This window comes from Streptococcus anginosus (assembly GCF_900636475.1).
GTDB lineage: Bacteria > Bacillota > Bacilli > Lactobacillales > Streptococcaceae > Streptococcus > Streptococcus anginosus.
On the sequence record NZ_LR134283.1, the window covers coordinates 60,315 to 77,063 of the forward strand.

Below are 16,749 nucleotides of genomic sequence, written 5' to 3' on the forward strand. Positions count from 1 at the left end.
AAATGATGTTACATATTCAAGAAATTCGTAAAAATCCAGATGGTCTTGCTTTTGAGCAAGGATTTGATTTGACACAAGAATTACAAATGCGTAATCCTGAAATTTTAAATGTCCAAGACGTTTTTGCAAGTGGAAGAGTGCAATATGAGGACGGTCTTTACTTTTTAGATTATGATTTGTCTTATACCATTACACTGGCGTCAAGTCGTAGTATGGAGCCGGTAGAGCAAAAAGAGAGCTACTTGGTGAATGAAGTTTTTGTCGATGCGCATAGTGGAAAAGTAGATCAGGATTTGATAGCGGATGACTTGGTGTTGCCGATTGAAAATGAAGAAATTGATTTAGCTGAAAGTGTGGCAGATAATATTTTATTGCATATTCCACTTAAAGTGTTGACGTCCGAGGAGAAAGCGAGTGATAGCATGCCTTCAGGAAATGATTGGCAGGTCATGACCGAAGAAGAGTATCAGCAAAGTAAACAAGAGCAAAAAGAGAAAAACAGTCCTTTTGCTAGCCTGCAAGGTCTATTTGATGAGGAGTGAAAAATCTAATTTTTGTTTGCCATATTTTTTATTGGAAAAAGGAGCAGAATATGCAAAAATACATAAAAAGATTAGAGCATGATTTTTCTGAAATAAAAAATGGTTTTAAAGAATTTGAGAAAAGAGCGCAGTTAGATTTTGAAAGTTATGAAGAAAAAGAAGTGCATGCATTAGCTAAATTAGCTTATCAATCAGAGGTATATCAAGTTCGGATGTATGCTGTCTTTTTATTCGGATATTTGTCTGATGATAAGGCAGTTTTGCATTTTATGAAAGAAGAAGTGTCGAAAGATAAGAATTGGAGAGTTCAGGAAATTCTAGCAAAATCCTTTGATGAGTATTGCAAAAGAGTTGGATATGAGCAATCTCTAGATATAATTGATGAGTGGCTATATGCAGAACAGCCAAATACAAGAAGAGCAGTAACAGAAGGTTTACGAATATGGACTAGCAGACCTTATTTTAATGAGAATCCTCAGGAAGCGATAAAAAGATTGTCGAACTTAAGATTAGACTCTAGTGAATACGTAAGAAAGTCCGTAGGGAATGCTTTAAAAGATATTAGTAAAAAATTTCCAGAACTTGTAAAATCGGAACTCAAGACGTGGGGAACCAATAAAGCAGAGCGACAGGTTTATCAATTAGCTAGTAAATTCATTGGCACACATATATAAATATAAGGGCTTGTATTCTATAGACAACTTTTTCATATATAAAAGACTATTCTCCGTCACTCGTCCGTTATTAAAGTTTTTTGACATATATTCAGTATTCTTGCAAATTTTTGTCTAGATTAACTGAGGAGTGAATCTTCGTCTGACAAAACTATCTTTGCGGGGACAGGTTCTAAGAATTATTTTACTTATATGTTTTTCTATTTATGCTAGCTAATAGTTTCATGTAAAACAACAAATCCTTTATTTTCACGCATAAAAATGATAAAATAAAACAAACTAAAAAGAGGAGTACAAAATGACAAAAGCGAATTTTGGTGTTGTTGGTATGGCCGTCATGGGTCGTAACCTTGCCCTTAATATTGAATCTCGTGGCTATACAGTAGCAATTTACAACCGTTCAGCGAATAAAACAGAAGATGTGATTGCATCTCACCCTGAAAAAAACTTTGTTCCAAGTTATGATGTGGAAAGTTTTGTAAATTCTATTGAAAAACCACGTCGTATCATGCTCATGGTCAAAGCTGGGCCAGGAACTGATGCAACGATTCAGGCACTTTTACCTTTCCTTGATAAGGGAGATATCTTGATTGACGGTGGAAATACTTTCTATAAAGATACCATTCGTCGTTCAGAAGAATTGGCAAATTCAGGAATCAATTTCATCGGAACAGGTGTATCTGGTGGTGAAAAAGGTGCGCTTGAAGGACCGTCTATTATGCCTGGTGGGCAAAAAGAAGCCTATGAATTAGTAGCAGATGTGTTGGAAGAAATTTCAGCCAAAGCACCAGAAGATGGTGCACCATGTGTGACTTACATCGGTCCAAACGGTGCAGGTCATTATGTAAAAATGGTTCACAATGGGATTGAATATGGTGATATGCAATTGATTGCGGAAAGCTATGATTTAATGCAACACTTGCTTGGATTTTCAGCAGCAGAAATGGCTGACATCTTTACAGAATGGAATAAAGGTGAGTTAGATAGCTATCTGATTGAAATCACTGCTGATATTTTGACTCGTAAAGATGATGAAGGTCAAGATGGACCAATCGTTGATTACATTTTGGATGCGGCTGGAAATAAAGGAACTGGTAAATGGACGAGTCAATCAGCTCTTGACTTTGGTGTACCGCTTCCGCTCATTACAGAGTCTGTCTTTGCACGCTATATTTCTGCTTATAAAGATGAACGTGTGGCTGCAAGCAAGGTTCTTCCAAAACCAGCTGCATTTAAATTTGAAGGAGACAAGGCTGAATTGATTGAAAAAATTCGTCAAGCCCTCTACTTCTCAAAAATTATGTCTTATGCACAAGGTTTCTCACAATTGCGTGTAGCATCTAAAGAGCAGGATTGGAATCTTCCGTTTGGTGAAATTGCTTCTATTTGGCGTGCTGGTTGTATCATTCGTGCTCGTTTCTTGCAAAAAATTACAGATGCATACGGACGTAATCCAGATCTTGCAAACTTACTGCTTGACGAATATTTTATGGACGTCACTGCCAAATACCAACAAGCTGTTCGTGATGTAGTGGCGTTGGCTGTTCAAGCAGGTGTGCCGGTACCAACGTTCTCTAGTGCGATTGCTTACTTTGATAGCTATCGTGCAGAAAACTTGCCAGCCAATTTAATTCAAGCGCAACGCGATTACTTTGGTGCGCATACGTATGAACGCAAGGACAAAGAAGGAATTTACCACTATTCTTGGTATGATGAAAAATAGGATAGGCTATGGCGAAGCGGATTTTATTAGTTGAGAAAGAAAAAAAATTAGCGCAATTTATTGGCTTAGAATTACAAAAAGAAGGTTATCGGGTTGATCTTTTCGAAACGGGAAAAGATGCTTTGGCGTCTGCGAGAGCTAATCAATACGATTTATTCCTGTTGAATTTTATGCTTGACGATATGACAGGAACAGAATTTGCCGCACAATTAAGTGTGATAAAGCCTGCTTCGGTCATCATTGTATTGGATAATCGTGATAATATTCTTCAATATACTGAGGAAATCCAACGCTTTGCTGTTGCTTACATGGTAGAACCATTCATTGTGACGGACTTAGTTGAAAAAATTTCTGCCATTTTTCGTGGGCGTGATTTTATTGACCAGCATTGTAGTCAGATGAAAGTTCCAACATCTTATCGGAATCTTCGGATTGATGTGCAAAATCATACAGTTTATCGAGGTGAAGAAGTGATTGCTTTGACTCGAAGAGAGTATGATTTATTAGCAACATTGATGGGAAGTCATCAGGCTTTAAGCCGTGAACAGTTGTTAGAACGCGTGTGGAAATACGAAGGAGCTGTTGAAACAAATGTTGTCGATGTTTATATTCGCTATCTTCGTAGTAAAATTGATATAGCGGGGCAAAAAAGTTATATAAAAACCGTGCGTGGTGTTGGTTATGCTATGCAAGAATAACTCTGAGGTGCAGGAAATATCGTTTTTCTGCACTTTTCTAATGGGCGTATTTCCCTAGTCTATTACAATTTGCAAGCAAGAAATAGGAAAAATTTTTAAAATATTGTATAGTAAGTGTCTAGAGTTTCGGGAAACGTAAAATTAAATACCTTGTAACCTAAGAGAACGAAAAAATCGTTCTCTTTTTTCGTTGCCTAAAATAATGGAAAGGACACCAAACAGATGTCAAATAACATTGAAATCATCATGAATCTTGATACCTTAGAAATCTTTGAAGTAATTGATCTTGATGAAGAGAAAGAAGCAGCTGTTACAGATACTGAGGAGCTTCCTGAAGAAGTAAAAACATCCCCATACGATGACCTAGGAAGAGTTTGGCTAGGGAATGGTTATTACTACAAGCCTTTTAGCTTGCTTTGGAGAACTGAGAAAGATGATGTTATTCATGAGCTGAATCCCAAGAATAAACATGGCACCTATCCTTATCATAAACGAGCCCGAGATGGGACGTGGGGTCATATTTATCAACTGACACAAGAAGAAGCCTTGTGGCTAACCTTAGAGTTTAATCCTGAATTGATGAGTTATGTGTAGGGTTAAGAGAGAAAATAAAAAATGACCGAACGAGAAGAATCACTTTATGAAGTAAGGTTATGCCTATTTGGAATCCCATTATGGAAAGTAAAATACACTAAGCGAGAATTACTGATGTCTGCTTTTTGCGCTGCTAATAAGAACAAGATTATTGAATTGATATTTATTGATAAAGAGGGGGAATATGATATTTGGTATTTTTAACTTTTTATTGATTATATCAGTATTTAGAAAGGAGAGGTAGAAAGAATGAGTGTCTTGATTCCTGTAAATATTATCTTTGCTTTAATACTTTACCCTATGTTTATCAGTAATTATCGGAAAAGAAAACCTTATTTGTTGCATTTGTTTCTCTTTCTGATAAATGCTCTAGTATCACTGTATGAGATTTTTAATTATTTAGGCTGGTTGAAATAAGGAGATAGAGGATGACTCAAGAAGAAATAGAAGCTGGAATTTGTAGACGATGCGGATGTAATTGGATTACCCCTTGTATCGATGAAAAGTATGGTCCTTGCTGGTGGGTAGTATAGAACGCTGTGTAGTCATTGTTTTTATGGATTTAATGATGAACCTTATCAGACGAAAGTTTACTATAGGCCAGGTTATGATTTTCTTGAGAGAAATAGAGAATTTGCATGGGGAATATTGACAAATCCAAAAAGTCACTGGGTTTATGATATGGAACATGATGTTTTGTGTGTAGTTGGCTTAGGGGATCATATTGGAGCTGTTCGTTTTATTGCAAAAAAATTCTATGGACTAAAACGTATCTATCGTGAAGAGATACCTAAATGGCAAGAAATTATCGATGAGAATATGATTTTTTACAATGCAATGGTTGATGATCCAGAACATTATGCTTGGCATTTACCACGAAAGTATCGATTGGAGGATTGATATGAATAACAAGGTTATTTTTAAGATACAGAACCTTCTTGAATTAGCTTATGATGCACCAAATGACGAAGAAGGACAAACAGCTCTTCTAATGGCTCAAAAACTTATGGTCAAGCACAATCTATCTATGACCGACCTAACGACTACTAAAAACAAAAATAACATTGGTGAAACAGTAGGAACCTGGGAGTATAGAATGCCTTGGTGGCAAGAGAAATTAGCAGCTATTCTAGGTGAAAATTTTAGATGTAAAACGATAAGAAGAAGGGTTGTTGATGAAGGAATTACACAAATCATTTTCTTTGGGTATGATACGGATGCTGAATTGTGTACCAAGGTCTATGAAGGAGCTATTTTATATCTGAAGTATCGATTAAAATGGCTATTTCCTACAATTCCTAAAGCACGTTGGAAAGATTATAAAAAGTCATACTTGATAGGATTTCTTGCAGGACTAGACGAGCGATTTAGAAAACAGGCACAATCCTCAGAAGAATTTGCTTTGATGGTGCAGGTACCAGCAGAAGTGCTGGAAGAACAAAGACTACGTATGGGAGAATTGAAAAATCGCGAAACTAAAGCACAGATTGAGAATATTGATTTTGAGGCGTATGTAACTGGTCTTGAACATGCTAAAAAATCTCGATTAATGCCTAATAAATTGTTAAAAAGCAGTTAAGAAAACAAAAGAAAAAAGAATCCAATAAAGGAGTTTTTATGAGAACACAACAATCTTCTATGGTTAAACTAACAAAAAATATGATGGTAATTGATTTGATGAGAACAACAGGTTGGTCACGAGATCGAGCTCTTGCTGCGATTGAAGAATTGGAAGCAACGAGTTTAATCCAGTTTTCTCATCAAGGTGGTATGAAGCTATGTATCAATGCTGAGGTGTTTTAAATGATTCCAAATAGAGATATTACAGTCAATCAATTAACCACACAGACCTTTTATCAAATTCCACAATTATTTATGACAAGAATTGAACGCAAGTGGAATCCTGAAAGAAAGATACTGATGACGATTCGTTACGTTAGTCCATACGTTAAATTATCTTCAGATGCCAAACTTAGTTATGGCATATTGCTGAACCGTTGCCAGTTAAGTATTCATTCTCATGAAAGTGGGAACAGTGAATATGTAGATGAAAATGGCTCAGTGTTTATGATTTATACAGTCAGCGATTTGATGGAAGTATTAGATAAATCAAAACCAACTGTTACCAAAATTAAGAAAGAATTAACTGAAATGGGCTTGTTGCGAGAAGTTCGACAAGGAAATAATAAACCGAATCGATTGTATTTACAAAATGTTGATGCAACTTGCCAAATAGTAGAGCATTACGATGAAAATAATGTCTTGTTAAAACGGTTTGACTACTTTGGAAAACTTCTTTATGAGAAAGAGGAGTCGTTAACAGAAGAAGCGAAAACCCTTGATAATAGCGGAGGTAAAAAAATTGAACGTCCAAAATCTTTACTTCCGGAGGGTAAAAATTTTAACCCAAGTAAGAATAATACAAGTAAGACTGAGATAAATAATATTAGTTCTAGAAAGAGTGAGAAAATTTCTGATGAAATTTCTCCCTCTCCTGAAGCTGATCATATACATCATCTAGAAAAAGTTGAGAAATATATTTCACCAAAATATTATTCTCTCTTACAAGTAATTGCAGATGAGTATAATGGCAAATTTTGCCAACAAGATTTGTTTACTGGAGAGTTCCAAAATTACAGCTTAACTCATAGGCAAAAGATGATGATAGGACAATACCTTTCGGAAGGTTATGTGACCAGTAAAGAAGTTCTTAATCTTATTAATCGTATTCCCTATGATTGCGGATCTCCTTTAGCCTATCTCATGCGCAGTTTAGAAAACCTCAAGGAAGAGCGAAGATTAGAAGTGAAGATATTGGCGCATAAACAGGCAGAGTTGAAATATGGCAAGAGCAAGGGAGGAGACAAGTATGGCGTTTAACAGACAAAAAGGCATTATCAGAGGCTCGATGGCTGCTAGAATACGTCCGACAGAACCGAAACCAGTACAAGAGATAGTGATGGAGATTGAGTATTTTGATAAAACAACAGAAACAATTTCACTCACCTATAACCTAGAAGAACTACAGAGATTAGTATCTAGCTCTTTCAGTACAGGAGCTAGTATGAATTTTCCAAGTGCACGACCACCTTTTACAATCAACCCAAGATGGGTGAAGAAGGTGACCTACAAAGTAAAAGGGGTGATTCCATGTGACTAAGCCTATCCAAAACCGAGTGAAGGAACTACGAAAACAAGCAGGTCTAACCCAGCAAGAGCTTGCAGATCAGCTTGGAGTTATTCGTAAGACAATCTCAAATTGGGAAAGAGGAACGAATCGGATCAGTCCTGAACATACTGAAAACCTAGCTAGATTTTTTCAAGTGTCGGTTGGATACTTATTAGGCGTGAGTTCAGATCGCAAAGCAAGTTCAGATTTAGGTCACTATGTAGCTTATCGTCTTAAAAGTGAGAAGTGAACCTAATAGTTCTTCAAAAAATAAATGACCTAAGCAAGTCATAAAACTACTTGAAGTTCTTTGACAATTGAATACCCCCACTGTCCTGATTAGCGGAACTAAGCATAAAAAAGAAAAAGGGCGGTGTGTAGCTAGAAAAAGATATCTAGCGCTGTTCCGCCACGTAAAGGCATAGCTAGTTAAAGCTATAAGCCGAAGGAGTTTGCGGTAAACTAGACTCAAAACCGTGCGTAAGAAACACAGTAGAAATGCTACGGCATTAACTCGGCATGGCTGTAAATCAGCCTTTGATTCACAAGGAGGAAAATGATGAATCAAATAAATTCAACAAGTGAGGTAACCCTCACAGATTTAAGACGATTAGGAATGCAAGGAGGTGCAACAGCCCTTCTTGACAATGGTGAAGAAGTCAAGTTGACGAAAAAATATGGTTTAATCTCTCGGAAAGGATACGTTGAAGGAAAACTTGTAACGGTTGCGACAATCGCAAATTATGGGAATATTTATAAAAGCATACGCACCATTAAACGTGGCAATATTCTTGTAGCCCGTAAAGTCAAACGAGGGAAACAGTCTATTTTACAATTAACTGGCAAAGGTTACCATAGACCGATCGTTCCATCTTAACAGATAGAGTCCTCATCTGTCTGTTTTGAAGAGCAAAGAAAGCCTCTTTCTTTGCTGTTGAAAGCAGATAGGTGTAAAGGAAAGAGAAGTAGATGAGTAGATTGAACTCATAACAAAAATAAAGAAATAAAAAATAGGAGTAACACATTATGAAACAAGTTTCTAAAACAATTTTAACAACTATTGCAACAATTGCTGCTCTTAATGCAGGACAACAAGCAGTTCAAGCAGAAGAATTATCAAAAGTAGATCCTCAAAAGACTGAAGTCGATCAAGTTCAAAAAGAAGTAACTCAAGCAGATGTGACGGCAAGTCAAACAAAAGTAACTGCCGCAAATACAGCAGTTAAAGCGCAGGAAACAGCTGTTGCGACAGCTAGACAAGAAGTCACAGTTGCTGAAAAGAAAGCAAGTACTGCACAAACTAATCTTTCTCAAGCAGAGAAAGTAGTTGCTGAAGCAACACCAGGAAATATTTCTAAAGCAGAACAGACGGTGAAAAATACGCAAACGGCTGTAGAAAATGCTGAGAAAGCTGTTACAGCAAGTCAAGCAGCTCAAACACAAGCTCAATCAGTTGTCACAAGTCAGGAAAAAGTTACGAAACAGGCACAGGAAGCGGTGAAGGTAAAACAGGGTGAAGTAAGTAAAGCCAAAGAAAAAGTTGCGCAAAAACAAGCGATTTTAGATGGTACAGGCACAAAAGAAATCATTGAAAAAGCTGAACAAACACAAGCTAAGGTTAATGCTGATAAAGAAGCAGTTGCCAAAGCTCAAACGAACTTGGTTGAAGCGAAGCAAGCAGACGCTAAGCGTGAGAAAGCTCTAGCGTCCGCTGAAAAAGAAGTACAGATTGCTAAAGCTACTGAACAAGAAACAGGACTTGATTATGCGCATAAAGTAAATGATGCAAATAAAACAGCCGATAAACTCTTTGAAGCTGATTCTAACTTAACAAAAGCCAATCATAAAGTTGAAGCTATCAATACGATTACGCTTTCGCAAGATTATATTGCAGCTCTACGAGACTATAATCAAAACTTTACTAAATATAGTAAAGCAGAATTAAAGGCTCAAACTGATAAGCTGGTTGCTATGGGAAAGGCACTCGCTAAACAGAATCAATTTAAAACGAATCAAGATGATAGTGATCTTGATACCTTAGATTTGAATCATCTCCCAGCCGAAGTTCGAGAAGAGATGTCTCTCTTTGCGGCTGATTTGCTCAATCAAATTCGTGCAGCTTTTGGAACAGCGAAAGTTGAAGTTTCTAGAGGTGCAACTGAAGCAGTTAATGAACATGTTTCCACTTCTGCAACGAATGGTGTGAAAGGTCATGATCGAGTAAATCTAGATCGAGTACTAGCTAAAGTAGGCATTACTAGCGGAACAGAAGAAAGCATTGGCTTAATGGGTGGATCTGGTTCTGCTCGGAAACAACAGAGAATCAGTCCACGTGAGTTAAAACGACTGATTTATAATAACATCTTGAACTTGATGTTTAATGCTTTTGAAGATGTAGAGGATAATGAAAACAATGAGTTTCTCCATGCTGGAACGCTAGCTGGATTATCTGAAAGCGGTGTGAAAAAGGCTTACTTAGGAGTCGGTACATCTTATAAAGATGACTTTTGGCAAGTAGTCAACTTCCTCTTTGTGTATGATAAGGCTCTTACACAACCAAATACCTTTGACGCCAAAGCATTGTCTAATCCATTTGATAGTAAGGAAGTCTTAGTCCGTCAAAAAGCGGCGCAAAGCGCTTATGATTTAGCTAAGAAAGCTGACGAACAAGCCAAAGCGAATCAAGCCCAAGCAGAAACAGACTATCAAAAAGCGAAAGAGAAGCTAGCGCTTGTGACTGCTAAACGGGATAGTTTGAAAGCTGAAACTCCTTTAACTCCTGCCGCAGAAACAGCTCTCACAAAAGCACAGGAAACGTTGAAAGTAGATGAAGCAGAAAACAAAGCGGCACAAAAGGCGGTGAAGCAACTAACTGCGGATGTTAAGGCGAAACAAGAAGCTTTAGCGCAAGCCAAAGCGGAATTAGCTCAAACAGAAACAGAGTTAAAAGCTCTTGAAGCGATTCTTTCAACGGAACAATCCACTTTAGCTGCTAAACAAGCAACTCTTGCACAAGCAAGAAGACTTGTTAAACAACGTGAAGCTGAATTAGTACAAGTAAAAGAACACCGTACAAAAGCACAAGCAGTTGTTGCTCAATTGAAAGCCGCTCCAGCCATGCTGAAACAAGCTCAAATGGCTTATCGCTCTGCTAAACAAATGTTATTTGAAAAGAAAGAAATATTAGGACGTGAAGAAGCTAAATTGACTGTATTAAAAGCTGAACAAGCAGAAGTGACAAAACAACATCAAGCACTTGTGAAGATTTATCAAGAACAATTGGAAGCAGAACGTCAAGCTAAATTAGCGGAACAAAAAGCAGTTATTGAAAAAGCAGGCGGACAAGCAGTTCCAGTCTTTGATGAAACTGGTAAATTGGTTTCTTACGAAAGTATGTATAAACAAGCTACACAATTATTAGTGGGAAGTCAATCAACTGTTCAGCCAGTTCAGGTAAATTATTCAACTCGTTTTGAAAAAGCACTTCCTTCTACTGGTGAAAAAGGCTCAATCTTGAGTGCAATTGGTGGATTGCTTCTAATTGGCTTTAGCTTTGTGGAATATAAAAGAAAAGAAGTGAAATAAGGAGCAAGTATGTATTTAATGTATTTTCGGATGGCTCGTGCGCCAGCCTTGGATTGAGTGTATCAAATGGGAAATGTTAATTATTAGTTTAAAATACAAGGAGAAACTGAAAACATGAAATCAAATGAAACAAAAACGTATGGTTCTATCCGTAAGATTAAGGCTTATGGTGCTTGTGGAGTTATTTTAGGGCTTGCTGCTTTAGCTGTGGCAACAGCGCAAACAAGCTATGCTGATGAGGCAACAACTACTCCGAATACGGCTACAAATTTGCCAGCTAGTCAGCCTGCGCAAACCCAAGCCGCTAAACAAACGATTGCTCAGGCGAATCAAGCCCAAGGAACTGTAAATGTCACAGTAGATAATTCGCAAGTTAATCAAGCAGCTAACCAAGCTCAAAATGCTGGTGTTAAGGTTGTACAAGATACTCCAGTTGATAAGGGTACAACGAATACGTTAACTGAAACGCAAAAGGCACAAGCTGAAATTGCAGCAGATCAAGCAAAACAAAAAGCTGCGGTTGAACAAACAACGGCTGATTATCAAAAAGCGAAAGTGGATCATGCAAAAGCGGTTGAAGAAACCAAGCAAAAGAATGCGCAAATTGAAGCAGAAAATAAAGCTTTGAAAGAAGCACATGACAAGGCTAGCCAACAAGCAGCGCAAACCAATCAAGCAGTGGAACAAGTGAAAGCTAAGATTAAAGCTGAGTTTCCAGATGCCAAAGTGACGGAGACCACTAAAGAACTTAAAGTGGATCCAACCAAAACGTCTTATGATGCCTATACAAAAGTTGTCGATCAAGTAAAAGCTGAAAATAAAAAAGCTACTGAAACCTATCAAGCTGAAAAAGCGAAAGAAAATCAAGAAATCGCAGAGACAAAGGCTTATAACGAAGCGGTGCAAAAACGCAATAGTGAGAACAAGGCAAAAGTAGAAGCCGAAAATGCAGAAATTGCCAAACGCAACCAAGCTCAGTTGGCTCATAAACAATCTGTTGAAGCAGAAAATGAAGCAATCAAAAAACGCAATGCAGCCGGTCAAGCAAAGGTAGATGCAGAAAACAAGGAAATTGATAAATTCAATAAGGAAGTTGCGGAATTTAACAAGTCTGAAGATGAGCGGGTTGCGAAAGAAAAAGCGCAAGCTGAAAAAGATAAGGCAAAAGACGGTTATTTGTCTCAAGCGTCAGTTCAGAATTTAATTTATAATTCAGAACCAAATGCAACATTTGAAGTGTTGACACCTAATTCTGGTTATCAAGCTCTTAGTTCAGGTGATGAAATATATGGACCACAAGAAAAAATTGCTCAAGGTAAATTTGTTGGTACGATTAATTTAAAACAAGGTAAGAGTATTCAAGTAAAATATAGCAATCTTCAAAATTCTTTTTACAATGGTAAGAAAATTTCTAGTGTTGTGTTGACTTATACTAATAAAACAAAAGATCCAAATCCTAAAGCAGACTTAGGAATGGCGTTCTTTAAAGATCCAACAAAGACATTTTGGCTATTTACAACGACAAATAGTGATACGATTCCAACTGAAGTGGGCATTGACTTAGAATTTTTTGATGATAAAGGTCAAAAAATTTCTTTGACAAAAGATGAAGCGTTGATTGGACTTGCTTCACTGAATAATGATACTACGATGAATGGTGCAAATGCTCAACGTTCCGCAATTGAACAAGTACGGGTTAATAATGGTGAAATTGTTGAAATTACCGGAAGCAGTGTTAAAAAACATGGAAATTTAGCTTATTCTGATACAGATAATCACTTTAAATCTGCTGGCTCGAAATTTGAGCAAGATGATTGGGATACAGGAACGAGTAGTAGTCGTTATTATGGTGCTGCTGTAGCTAAATTTAAGAATGTAGATAAAATTTCTTTAACGTCTATTTCTTATAAACGTCCTACGGTTTGGTTAGCTATCAATTCTGAAATTGCAGTACCAAAAGTTCCGACTGCACCACGTTATAAAGAATCGAAATCTCATAAGACTTTTACTCCTGAAAAACTCAAAGAAGTTCCAACTCCTAAATTGGAAGAGTTGAAGAAGTTCGTTCCTGAAAAGGAAAAAACTGTACCAACTCCAAAAGTTAAATTGATGTTGGTAAAAGTGAATGGTGTACCAACTCCAATCTATAAGCCAAAAGAAAAAGAACCAACTGCTCCCGTAGTGCCAACGGTACATGTTCATGATTATAAATTATCTACTCGTCCGCAAATTGCGAAAGCTGTTGAAAATTCGGATAAGATGAATATTAACGGTCAGTATGTTGCTAAAAACTCGCTTAATCGTTTTGCTTTGCAGACGGAAGTTCTTCCTGCTAATCGAACAACTTATACAAAGTTAGTCTTTAATGACCATTTACCATCAGGCTTTAAGTTAGATGTAGAAAAAACAAAAGAAGCCAATAAAGGCTATGAGGTTGTTTATAATGAAAAAACGAATTTCTTGAGCTTTACAGCTAAAAAAGAAATCCTTGATGCAGTTAATAAAAACCGTGCGAAGGAATATCAATTGGAGGCATTGTCTGTCTGGGGTCGTCCTCAGAATGACGCTGCAGATTACGAAAATGTCTTTGAAATGGTTGTAAACGAAGGACATAGTAAGGGTGGCTATACACGTAAATCAAATAAAGTGTTAATTCATACGCCAGGTAAACAACAACCAAACAAACCAAATGATCCAAAGAATCCAAATCGGGATCCATTAAAACCAGAAAAGCATAATTACAATGCTGCTGGAAAATTGGTAGATGGCAAAGAAATGTTGCCTGAAGGAATCAATTACTACGTTTCTAAATGGACGAATCGTCCAAACAAGAACGACAAATCTGGCAAAGAAGCGATTGCTAAAGGCTTTGCATACATTGAAGATTATCAAGATGATGCAGTAACACCGCTCGAAAGTCGATTCCAAGTAAAAGATGCACAGGGTAAAGCTGTGAATGGATTGAAGATGTATCATGTTTTAGATCGTAAGACACTCTCTAAAGCCTTAAATGATATGATTGATCGTTCAGGTATTTCTCCAAAAAGTGCGTTTTATATGTGGGTTGCCGAAAAACCAGAAGAATTTTACAAGGCTTATGTGCAAACTGGTATGGATCTATATTTTCACACACCAATGAAAAATAAAAAGAGTTTTATTGGAAAATATACCAACCAAACTTTCCAAGTACAGTTCGGCAATGGCTATTACTCAAATGTAGTAGTAAATCATGTGCCAGAGCTAAAAGTTCAAAAGCAGGTTTACAATAAATTAGGTGACGGTCAAAATCTGGATGGTAAGCTTGTTAAATTGGGTGATAAGTTCTATTACTTCTTAGATGGAGCTAAGTTGCCTGCAAATCGTGGTGAAGCACTCAAAGAATACCGATTCTTTGATGATTTTGACCAAAAAGGTGATGAATTTACTGGCGAATATAAAGCTCTTGCAGGGGTTGACATCAAATTGAAAGATGGTTCAGTGATTAAGGCAGGTACAGACTTATCACAATATGCGGAGCTGAAATATAACAAAGCCAAAGGTGTTGTCGAGATTTCTATGAAGCAAGACTTCTTGGATAAGGTAGATAATGCTTCCGAGTTTGACGTGGATGCTGCGATTCAAATGAAACGGATTGCGGCTGGAACATTTGAAAACACCTATAAAAACGTAGTAAATGGTCATGAAGTTGTTTCTAATACGGTTAAAACAAGTACACCTGAACCGGAAAAACCACAACCTAAGAAACCAACTCCAGCTCCAAAAACACCAGCTCCAAAAACACCAGCTCCAACTTTACCACAAACAGGTACAGCTTCTGGTATTGGATTGTCTGTTTTGGGAATGATTCTTGCAGGCTTTGGTTTATTTGGTTTGAAAAAGCATAAAGAAAATTAAAGAAACACAATCTGTCATCCAGTCATAAGGTTGTTTTATGACTGGGTGATGTTTGATAAAAAAGAAAGAGGTATTCTATATGACCAAAAAACAATTTCTTGCAGCACTAGCTGTTTCTACCCTCGTTTTGGCAAATAGTGGAGCTGCTTTGGCGGAGGTAACGCCTCCTGTGGTGGATCCTTCTACTCCTGGAGTGGTGGCACCAGACCCATCTACCCCTACGCCATCAGAGCCGAGTCAGCCAGCACCAGAAACACCAGTAGATCCGACGACACCGTCCACTAATCCATCTGAGCCAAAGCCAGAAACCCCAGGAACAACTCCATCAGAACCTTCTGTTCCTTCCGATCCAACGACACCTTCAACGAATCCATCGACGGAACCAAAGCAACCAACTCCAGCACCAGCGGAACCAGAAAAACCTTCTAAAGATGAGAAAAAGGAAGATCCCCAACCGACTCCCAAACCTACAGAAGAACAACCAAAAACAACAGATGAGGCAAATCAAGCAGGTAAAAGTCAAGTTGGTACCACTTCCACTTCAACAGGACAAGTGGTTCAGGATGTAGCCCCTAATAAACCTGTCCATACAGAAAATGGCTATACGATTGTAGGAGTACAAGATAGTCATCCCGTGATCGCAAATGGCGATGGAACAACTTCTGTGGTGGAACCTGAAGTCGTAGGGGCAACGGTTAATGCGGATAAAACCGTCACCGTTTCCACTGCTACAGGAGAGAAGAAAACACTCCCTCATACGGGTGAAGCAAGTAGTGTCCTTACAGTATTAGGAGGCTGCCTCCTTTCAGGTTTGGCATTAGTAGGTGTTCGCAAACGTAAAAAAGACTAACCAGGTAGATGATTGATTTGATTTTATAACAAAATTGGTTACAAGAAGATAAGAACCAGATGCTTGTGACCTTTTATTTTTGAAAAGATTAAAAGAAAGAAGGAATATATATTATGGATACAGCAGTACGTGTTGTCATTGCTTTAGGTGGGGTTCTTGCAATTGTTGGACTTGGCTGGGTATTGACAGGAGCGTTTGATTATTTTGCGGGACGTAAAAATGGGAATCCTCAAATGATGGATCAGGGGATGACCTCAATGATCTCTGGCGGAGCCATCGCAGCGATTGCAGCAGGAGTTGCAGCAGCCATTGTAGCTGCTATGCGTGCCATTACATTTTAGAAAAAAGTGACTAAGGCAAAGAAAATGAGTTATCCATTACTCTAAAAATATGGTATAATAAAGGCAATGAAACAAGAAGAGAGGATGTGAGACAATGGCTGAAACATTTGATTATGTGGGATTTGCAAGAGACTTTGAAAAACGTTATGGTCGTCCACCGACGTCTGAAGAACTTGAAAAAGGCATAGATCCTTTGGAAGGAATGATGAGAATTCCTACCCAAGAGGAAGTAGAGACGGAAATGGCTCGTATTAATGCTTCTTACAAACCTAGCTTTGGGGAACGCCTAAAAACAGGGCTTAGCTTTTTAGGTAGAAATGGTATTAAGGCTTTTGTTCTACTACTTCAAACGCCAATCTACCTCACACTCTTTTTCTTTAATTTAATTAAATCAACTATCGGAGTTGCGGTTATATATGTTGTGACAAAAGGTATTGTTGGTGTTTTGCTATCAGAGTTTTTGTCTTGGCGAAACGTAGAGACTTTATCGCAGACTTCAAATTTATTTCGCTTTTTTGCACAAGATTTTATGACGGATAAATTAGAGCCAATTTATTTTACTGAGATTGATATTATAATCTGTATTATTTTTACATTCTTATTAGCCTTAGTTGCTACGTTTTCAAAAACAGAGACTTAAAATATTTCAAGAACCTTTCGAGGTTCTTTTTATTTTTTA

General features: G+C 37.5%; 18 protein-coding genes. All 18 read left to right on the top strand.

The genetic code is table 11. The features are described 5' to 3' along the window. Positions 1–5 precede the first annotated feature (5 nt). The 18 genes from EL079_RS00325 to EL079_RS00410 all read left to right on the top strand — a co-directional run bounded on the left by EL079_RS00325 (position 6) and on the right by EL079_RS00410 (position 16,710). A complete protein-coding gene (locus EL079_RS00325) occupies positions 6–542 on the top strand; it encodes a DUF177 domain-containing protein (protein ID WP_018543713.1) in 537 nt (178 codons plus the stop codon). 50 nt (positions 543–592) lie between these two features. Next, positions 593–1,216, top strand: coding sequence for a DNA alkylation repair protein (locus tag EL079_RS00330; protein WP_003023578.1), 624 nt, complete (start codon positions 593–595; stop codon positions 1,214–1,216). Positions 1,217–1,514: 298 nt separating this feature from the next. After that, a complete protein-coding gene (gndA, locus tag EL079_RS00335) occupies positions 1,515–2,939 on the top strand; it encodes an NADP-dependent phosphogluconate dehydrogenase (protein ID WP_003030963.1) in 1,425 nt (474 codons plus the stop codon). Positions 2,940–2,947: 8 nt separating this feature from the next. Next, entirely contained in the window at positions 2,948–3,637 is a 690-nt protein-coding gene (locus EL079_RS00340; protein ID WP_018543712.1) for a response regulator transcription factor, read from the top strand. Between the two features lie 222 nt (positions 3,638–3,859). After that, positions 3,860–4,231: a hypothetical protein gene (locus EL079_RS00345; RefSeq protein WP_003030375.1), complete on the top strand. Its 372-nt coding sequence runs from the start codon at positions 3,860–3,862 to the stop codon at positions 4,229–4,231. A gap of 21 nt (positions 4,232–4,252) precedes the next feature. Next, positions 4,253–4,435 (top strand): hypothetical protein, encoded by a 183-nt coding sequence (locus tag EL079_RS00350; RefSeq protein WP_003030386.1) that lies wholly within the window; start codon positions 4,253–4,255, stop codon positions 4,433–4,435. Positions 4,436–4,879: 444 nt separating this feature from the next. Beyond that, positions 4,880–5,131, top strand: coding sequence for a hypothetical protein (locus EL079_RS00355; protein WP_018543574.1), 252 nt, complete (start codon positions 4,880–4,882; stop codon positions 5,129–5,131). A 1-nt stretch (position 5,132) separates the two neighbouring features. Then, the gene (locus EL079_RS00360; RefSeq protein ID WP_003030358.1) at positions 5,133–5,810 is read left to right on the top strand and encodes a DUF2786 domain-containing protein; all 678 of its coding nucleotides are present in this window, start codon (positions 5,133–5,135) and stop codon (positions 5,808–5,810) included. Between the two features lie 38 nt (positions 5,811–5,848). Further along, complete coding sequence (locus EL079_RS00365; protein WP_003030351.1) at positions 5,849–6,034, top strand: hypothetical protein; 186 nt, start codon at positions 5,849–5,851, stop codon at positions 6,032–6,034. Next, the gene (locus tag EL079_RS00370) at positions 6,035–7,111 is read left to right on the top strand and encodes a replication initiator protein A (protein WP_003030403.1); all 1,077 of its coding nucleotides are present in this window, start codon (positions 6,035–6,037) and stop codon (positions 7,109–7,111) included. It begins immediately after the preceding gene. 28 nt (positions 7,112–7,139) lie between these two features. Continuing rightward, positions 7,140–7,391 (top strand): thiopurine S-methyltransferase, encoded by a 252-nt coding sequence (locus EL079_RS00375; protein WP_373852534.1) that lies wholly within the window; start codon positions 7,140–7,142, stop codon positions 7,389–7,391. After that, positions 7,384–7,650, top strand: coding sequence for a helix-turn-helix domain-containing protein (locus EL079_RS00380; protein WP_003030391.1), 267 nt, complete (start codon positions 7,384–7,386; stop codon positions 7,648–7,650). Before EL079_RS00375 ends, EL079_RS00380 begins: the two co-directional genes overlap by 8 nt. A gap of 309 nt (positions 7,651–7,959) precedes the next feature. Then, positions 7,960–8,277: a hypothetical protein gene (locus EL079_RS00385; RefSeq protein ID WP_003030405.1), complete on the top strand. Its 318-nt coding sequence runs from the start codon at positions 7,960–7,962 to the stop codon at positions 8,275–8,277. Positions 8,278–8,426: 149 nt separating this feature from the next. After that, on the top strand, positions 8,427–10,985 hold the full coding sequence (locus EL079_RS00390) for an SEC10/PgrA surface exclusion domain-containing protein (RefSeq protein WP_003030374.1): 2,559 nt from the start codon (positions 8,427–8,429) through the stop codon (positions 10,983–10,985). 114 nt (positions 10,986–11,099) lie between these two features. Next, positions 11,100–14,879, top strand: a complete 3,780-nt coding sequence (locus tag EL079_RS00395; protein WP_003030363.1) for an SspB-related isopeptide-forming adhesin — start codon at positions 11,100–11,102, stop codon at positions 14,877–14,879. Positions 14,880–14,958: 79 nt separating this feature from the next. After that, entirely contained in the window at positions 14,959–15,729 is a 771-nt protein-coding gene (locus EL079_RS00400; protein WP_003030357.1) for an LPXTG cell wall anchor domain-containing protein, read from the top strand. Between the two features lie 113 nt (positions 15,730–15,842). Then, on the top strand, positions 15,843–16,070 hold the full coding sequence (locus EL079_RS00405) for a hypothetical protein (RefSeq protein ID WP_003030381.1): 228 nt from the start codon (positions 15,843–15,845) through the stop codon (positions 16,068–16,070). A gap of 94 nt (positions 16,071–16,164) precedes the next feature. Continuing rightward, positions 16,165–16,710, top strand: a complete 546-nt coding sequence (locus EL079_RS00410) for a hypothetical protein (protein WP_000852162.1) — start codon at positions 16,165–16,167, stop codon at positions 16,708–16,710. Positions 16,711–16,749: the final 39 nt, after the last annotated feature.

Excerpts from the sequence above, each read along its gene's own strand:
- EL079_RS00325 (WP_018543713.1), top strand. The coding sequence starts at position 6 with ATGTTACATATTCAAGAAATTCGTAAAAATCCAGATGGTCTTGCTTTT.
- EL079_RS00330 (WP_003023578.1), top strand. The coding sequence starts at position 593 with ATGCAAAAATACATAAAAAGATTAGAGCATGATTTTTCTGAAATAAAA.
- gndA (WP_003030963.1), top strand. The coding sequence starts at position 1,515 with ATGACAAAAGCGAATTTTGGTGTTGTTGGTATGGCCGTCATGGGTCGT.
- EL079_RS00340 (WP_018543712.1), top strand. The coding sequence starts at position 2,948 with ATGGCGAAGCGGATTTTATTAGTTGAGAAAGAAAAAAAATTAGCGCAA.
- EL079_RS00345 (WP_003030375.1), top strand. The coding sequence starts at position 3,860 with ATGTCAAATAACATTGAAATCATCATGAATCTTGATACCTTAGAAATC.
- EL079_RS00350 (WP_003030386.1), top strand. The coding sequence starts at position 4,253 with ATGACCGAACGAGAAGAATCACTTTATGAAGTAAGGTTATGCCTATTT.
- EL079_RS00360 (WP_003030358.1), top strand. The coding sequence starts at position 5,133 with ATGAATAACAAGGTTATTTTTAAGATACAGAACCTTCTTGAATTAGCT.
- EL079_RS00365 (WP_003030351.1), top strand. The coding sequence starts at position 5,849 with ATGAGAACACAACAATCTTCTATGGTTAAACTAACAAAAAATATGATG.
- EL079_RS00370 (WP_003030403.1), top strand. The coding sequence starts at position 6,035 with ATGATTCCAAATAGAGATATTACAGTCAATCAATTAACCACACAGACC.
- EL079_RS00375 (WP_373852534.1), top strand. The coding sequence starts at position 7,140 with ATGGCTGCTAGAATACGTCCGACAGAACCGAAACCAGTACAAGAGATA.
- EL079_RS00385 (WP_003030405.1), top strand. The coding sequence starts at position 7,960 with ATGAATCAAATAAATTCAACAAGTGAGGTAACCCTCACAGATTTAAGA.
- EL079_RS00390 (WP_003030374.1), top strand. The coding sequence starts at position 8,427 with ATGAAACAAGTTTCTAAAACAATTTTAACAACTATTGCAACAATTGCT.
- EL079_RS00395 (WP_003030363.1), top strand. The coding sequence starts at position 11,100 with ATGAAATCAAATGAAACAAAAACGTATGGTTCTATCCGTAAGATTAAG.
- EL079_RS00400 (WP_003030357.1), top strand. The coding sequence starts at position 14,959 with ATGACCAAAAAACAATTTCTTGCAGCACTAGCTGTTTCTACCCTCGTT.
- EL079_RS00405 (WP_003030381.1), top strand. The coding sequence starts at position 15,843 with ATGGATACAGCAGTACGTGTTGTCATTGCTTTAGGTGGGGTTCTTGCA.
- EL079_RS00410 (WP_000852162.1), top strand. The coding sequence starts at position 16,165 with ATGGCTGAAACATTTGATTATGTGGGATTTGCAAGAGACTTTGAAAAA.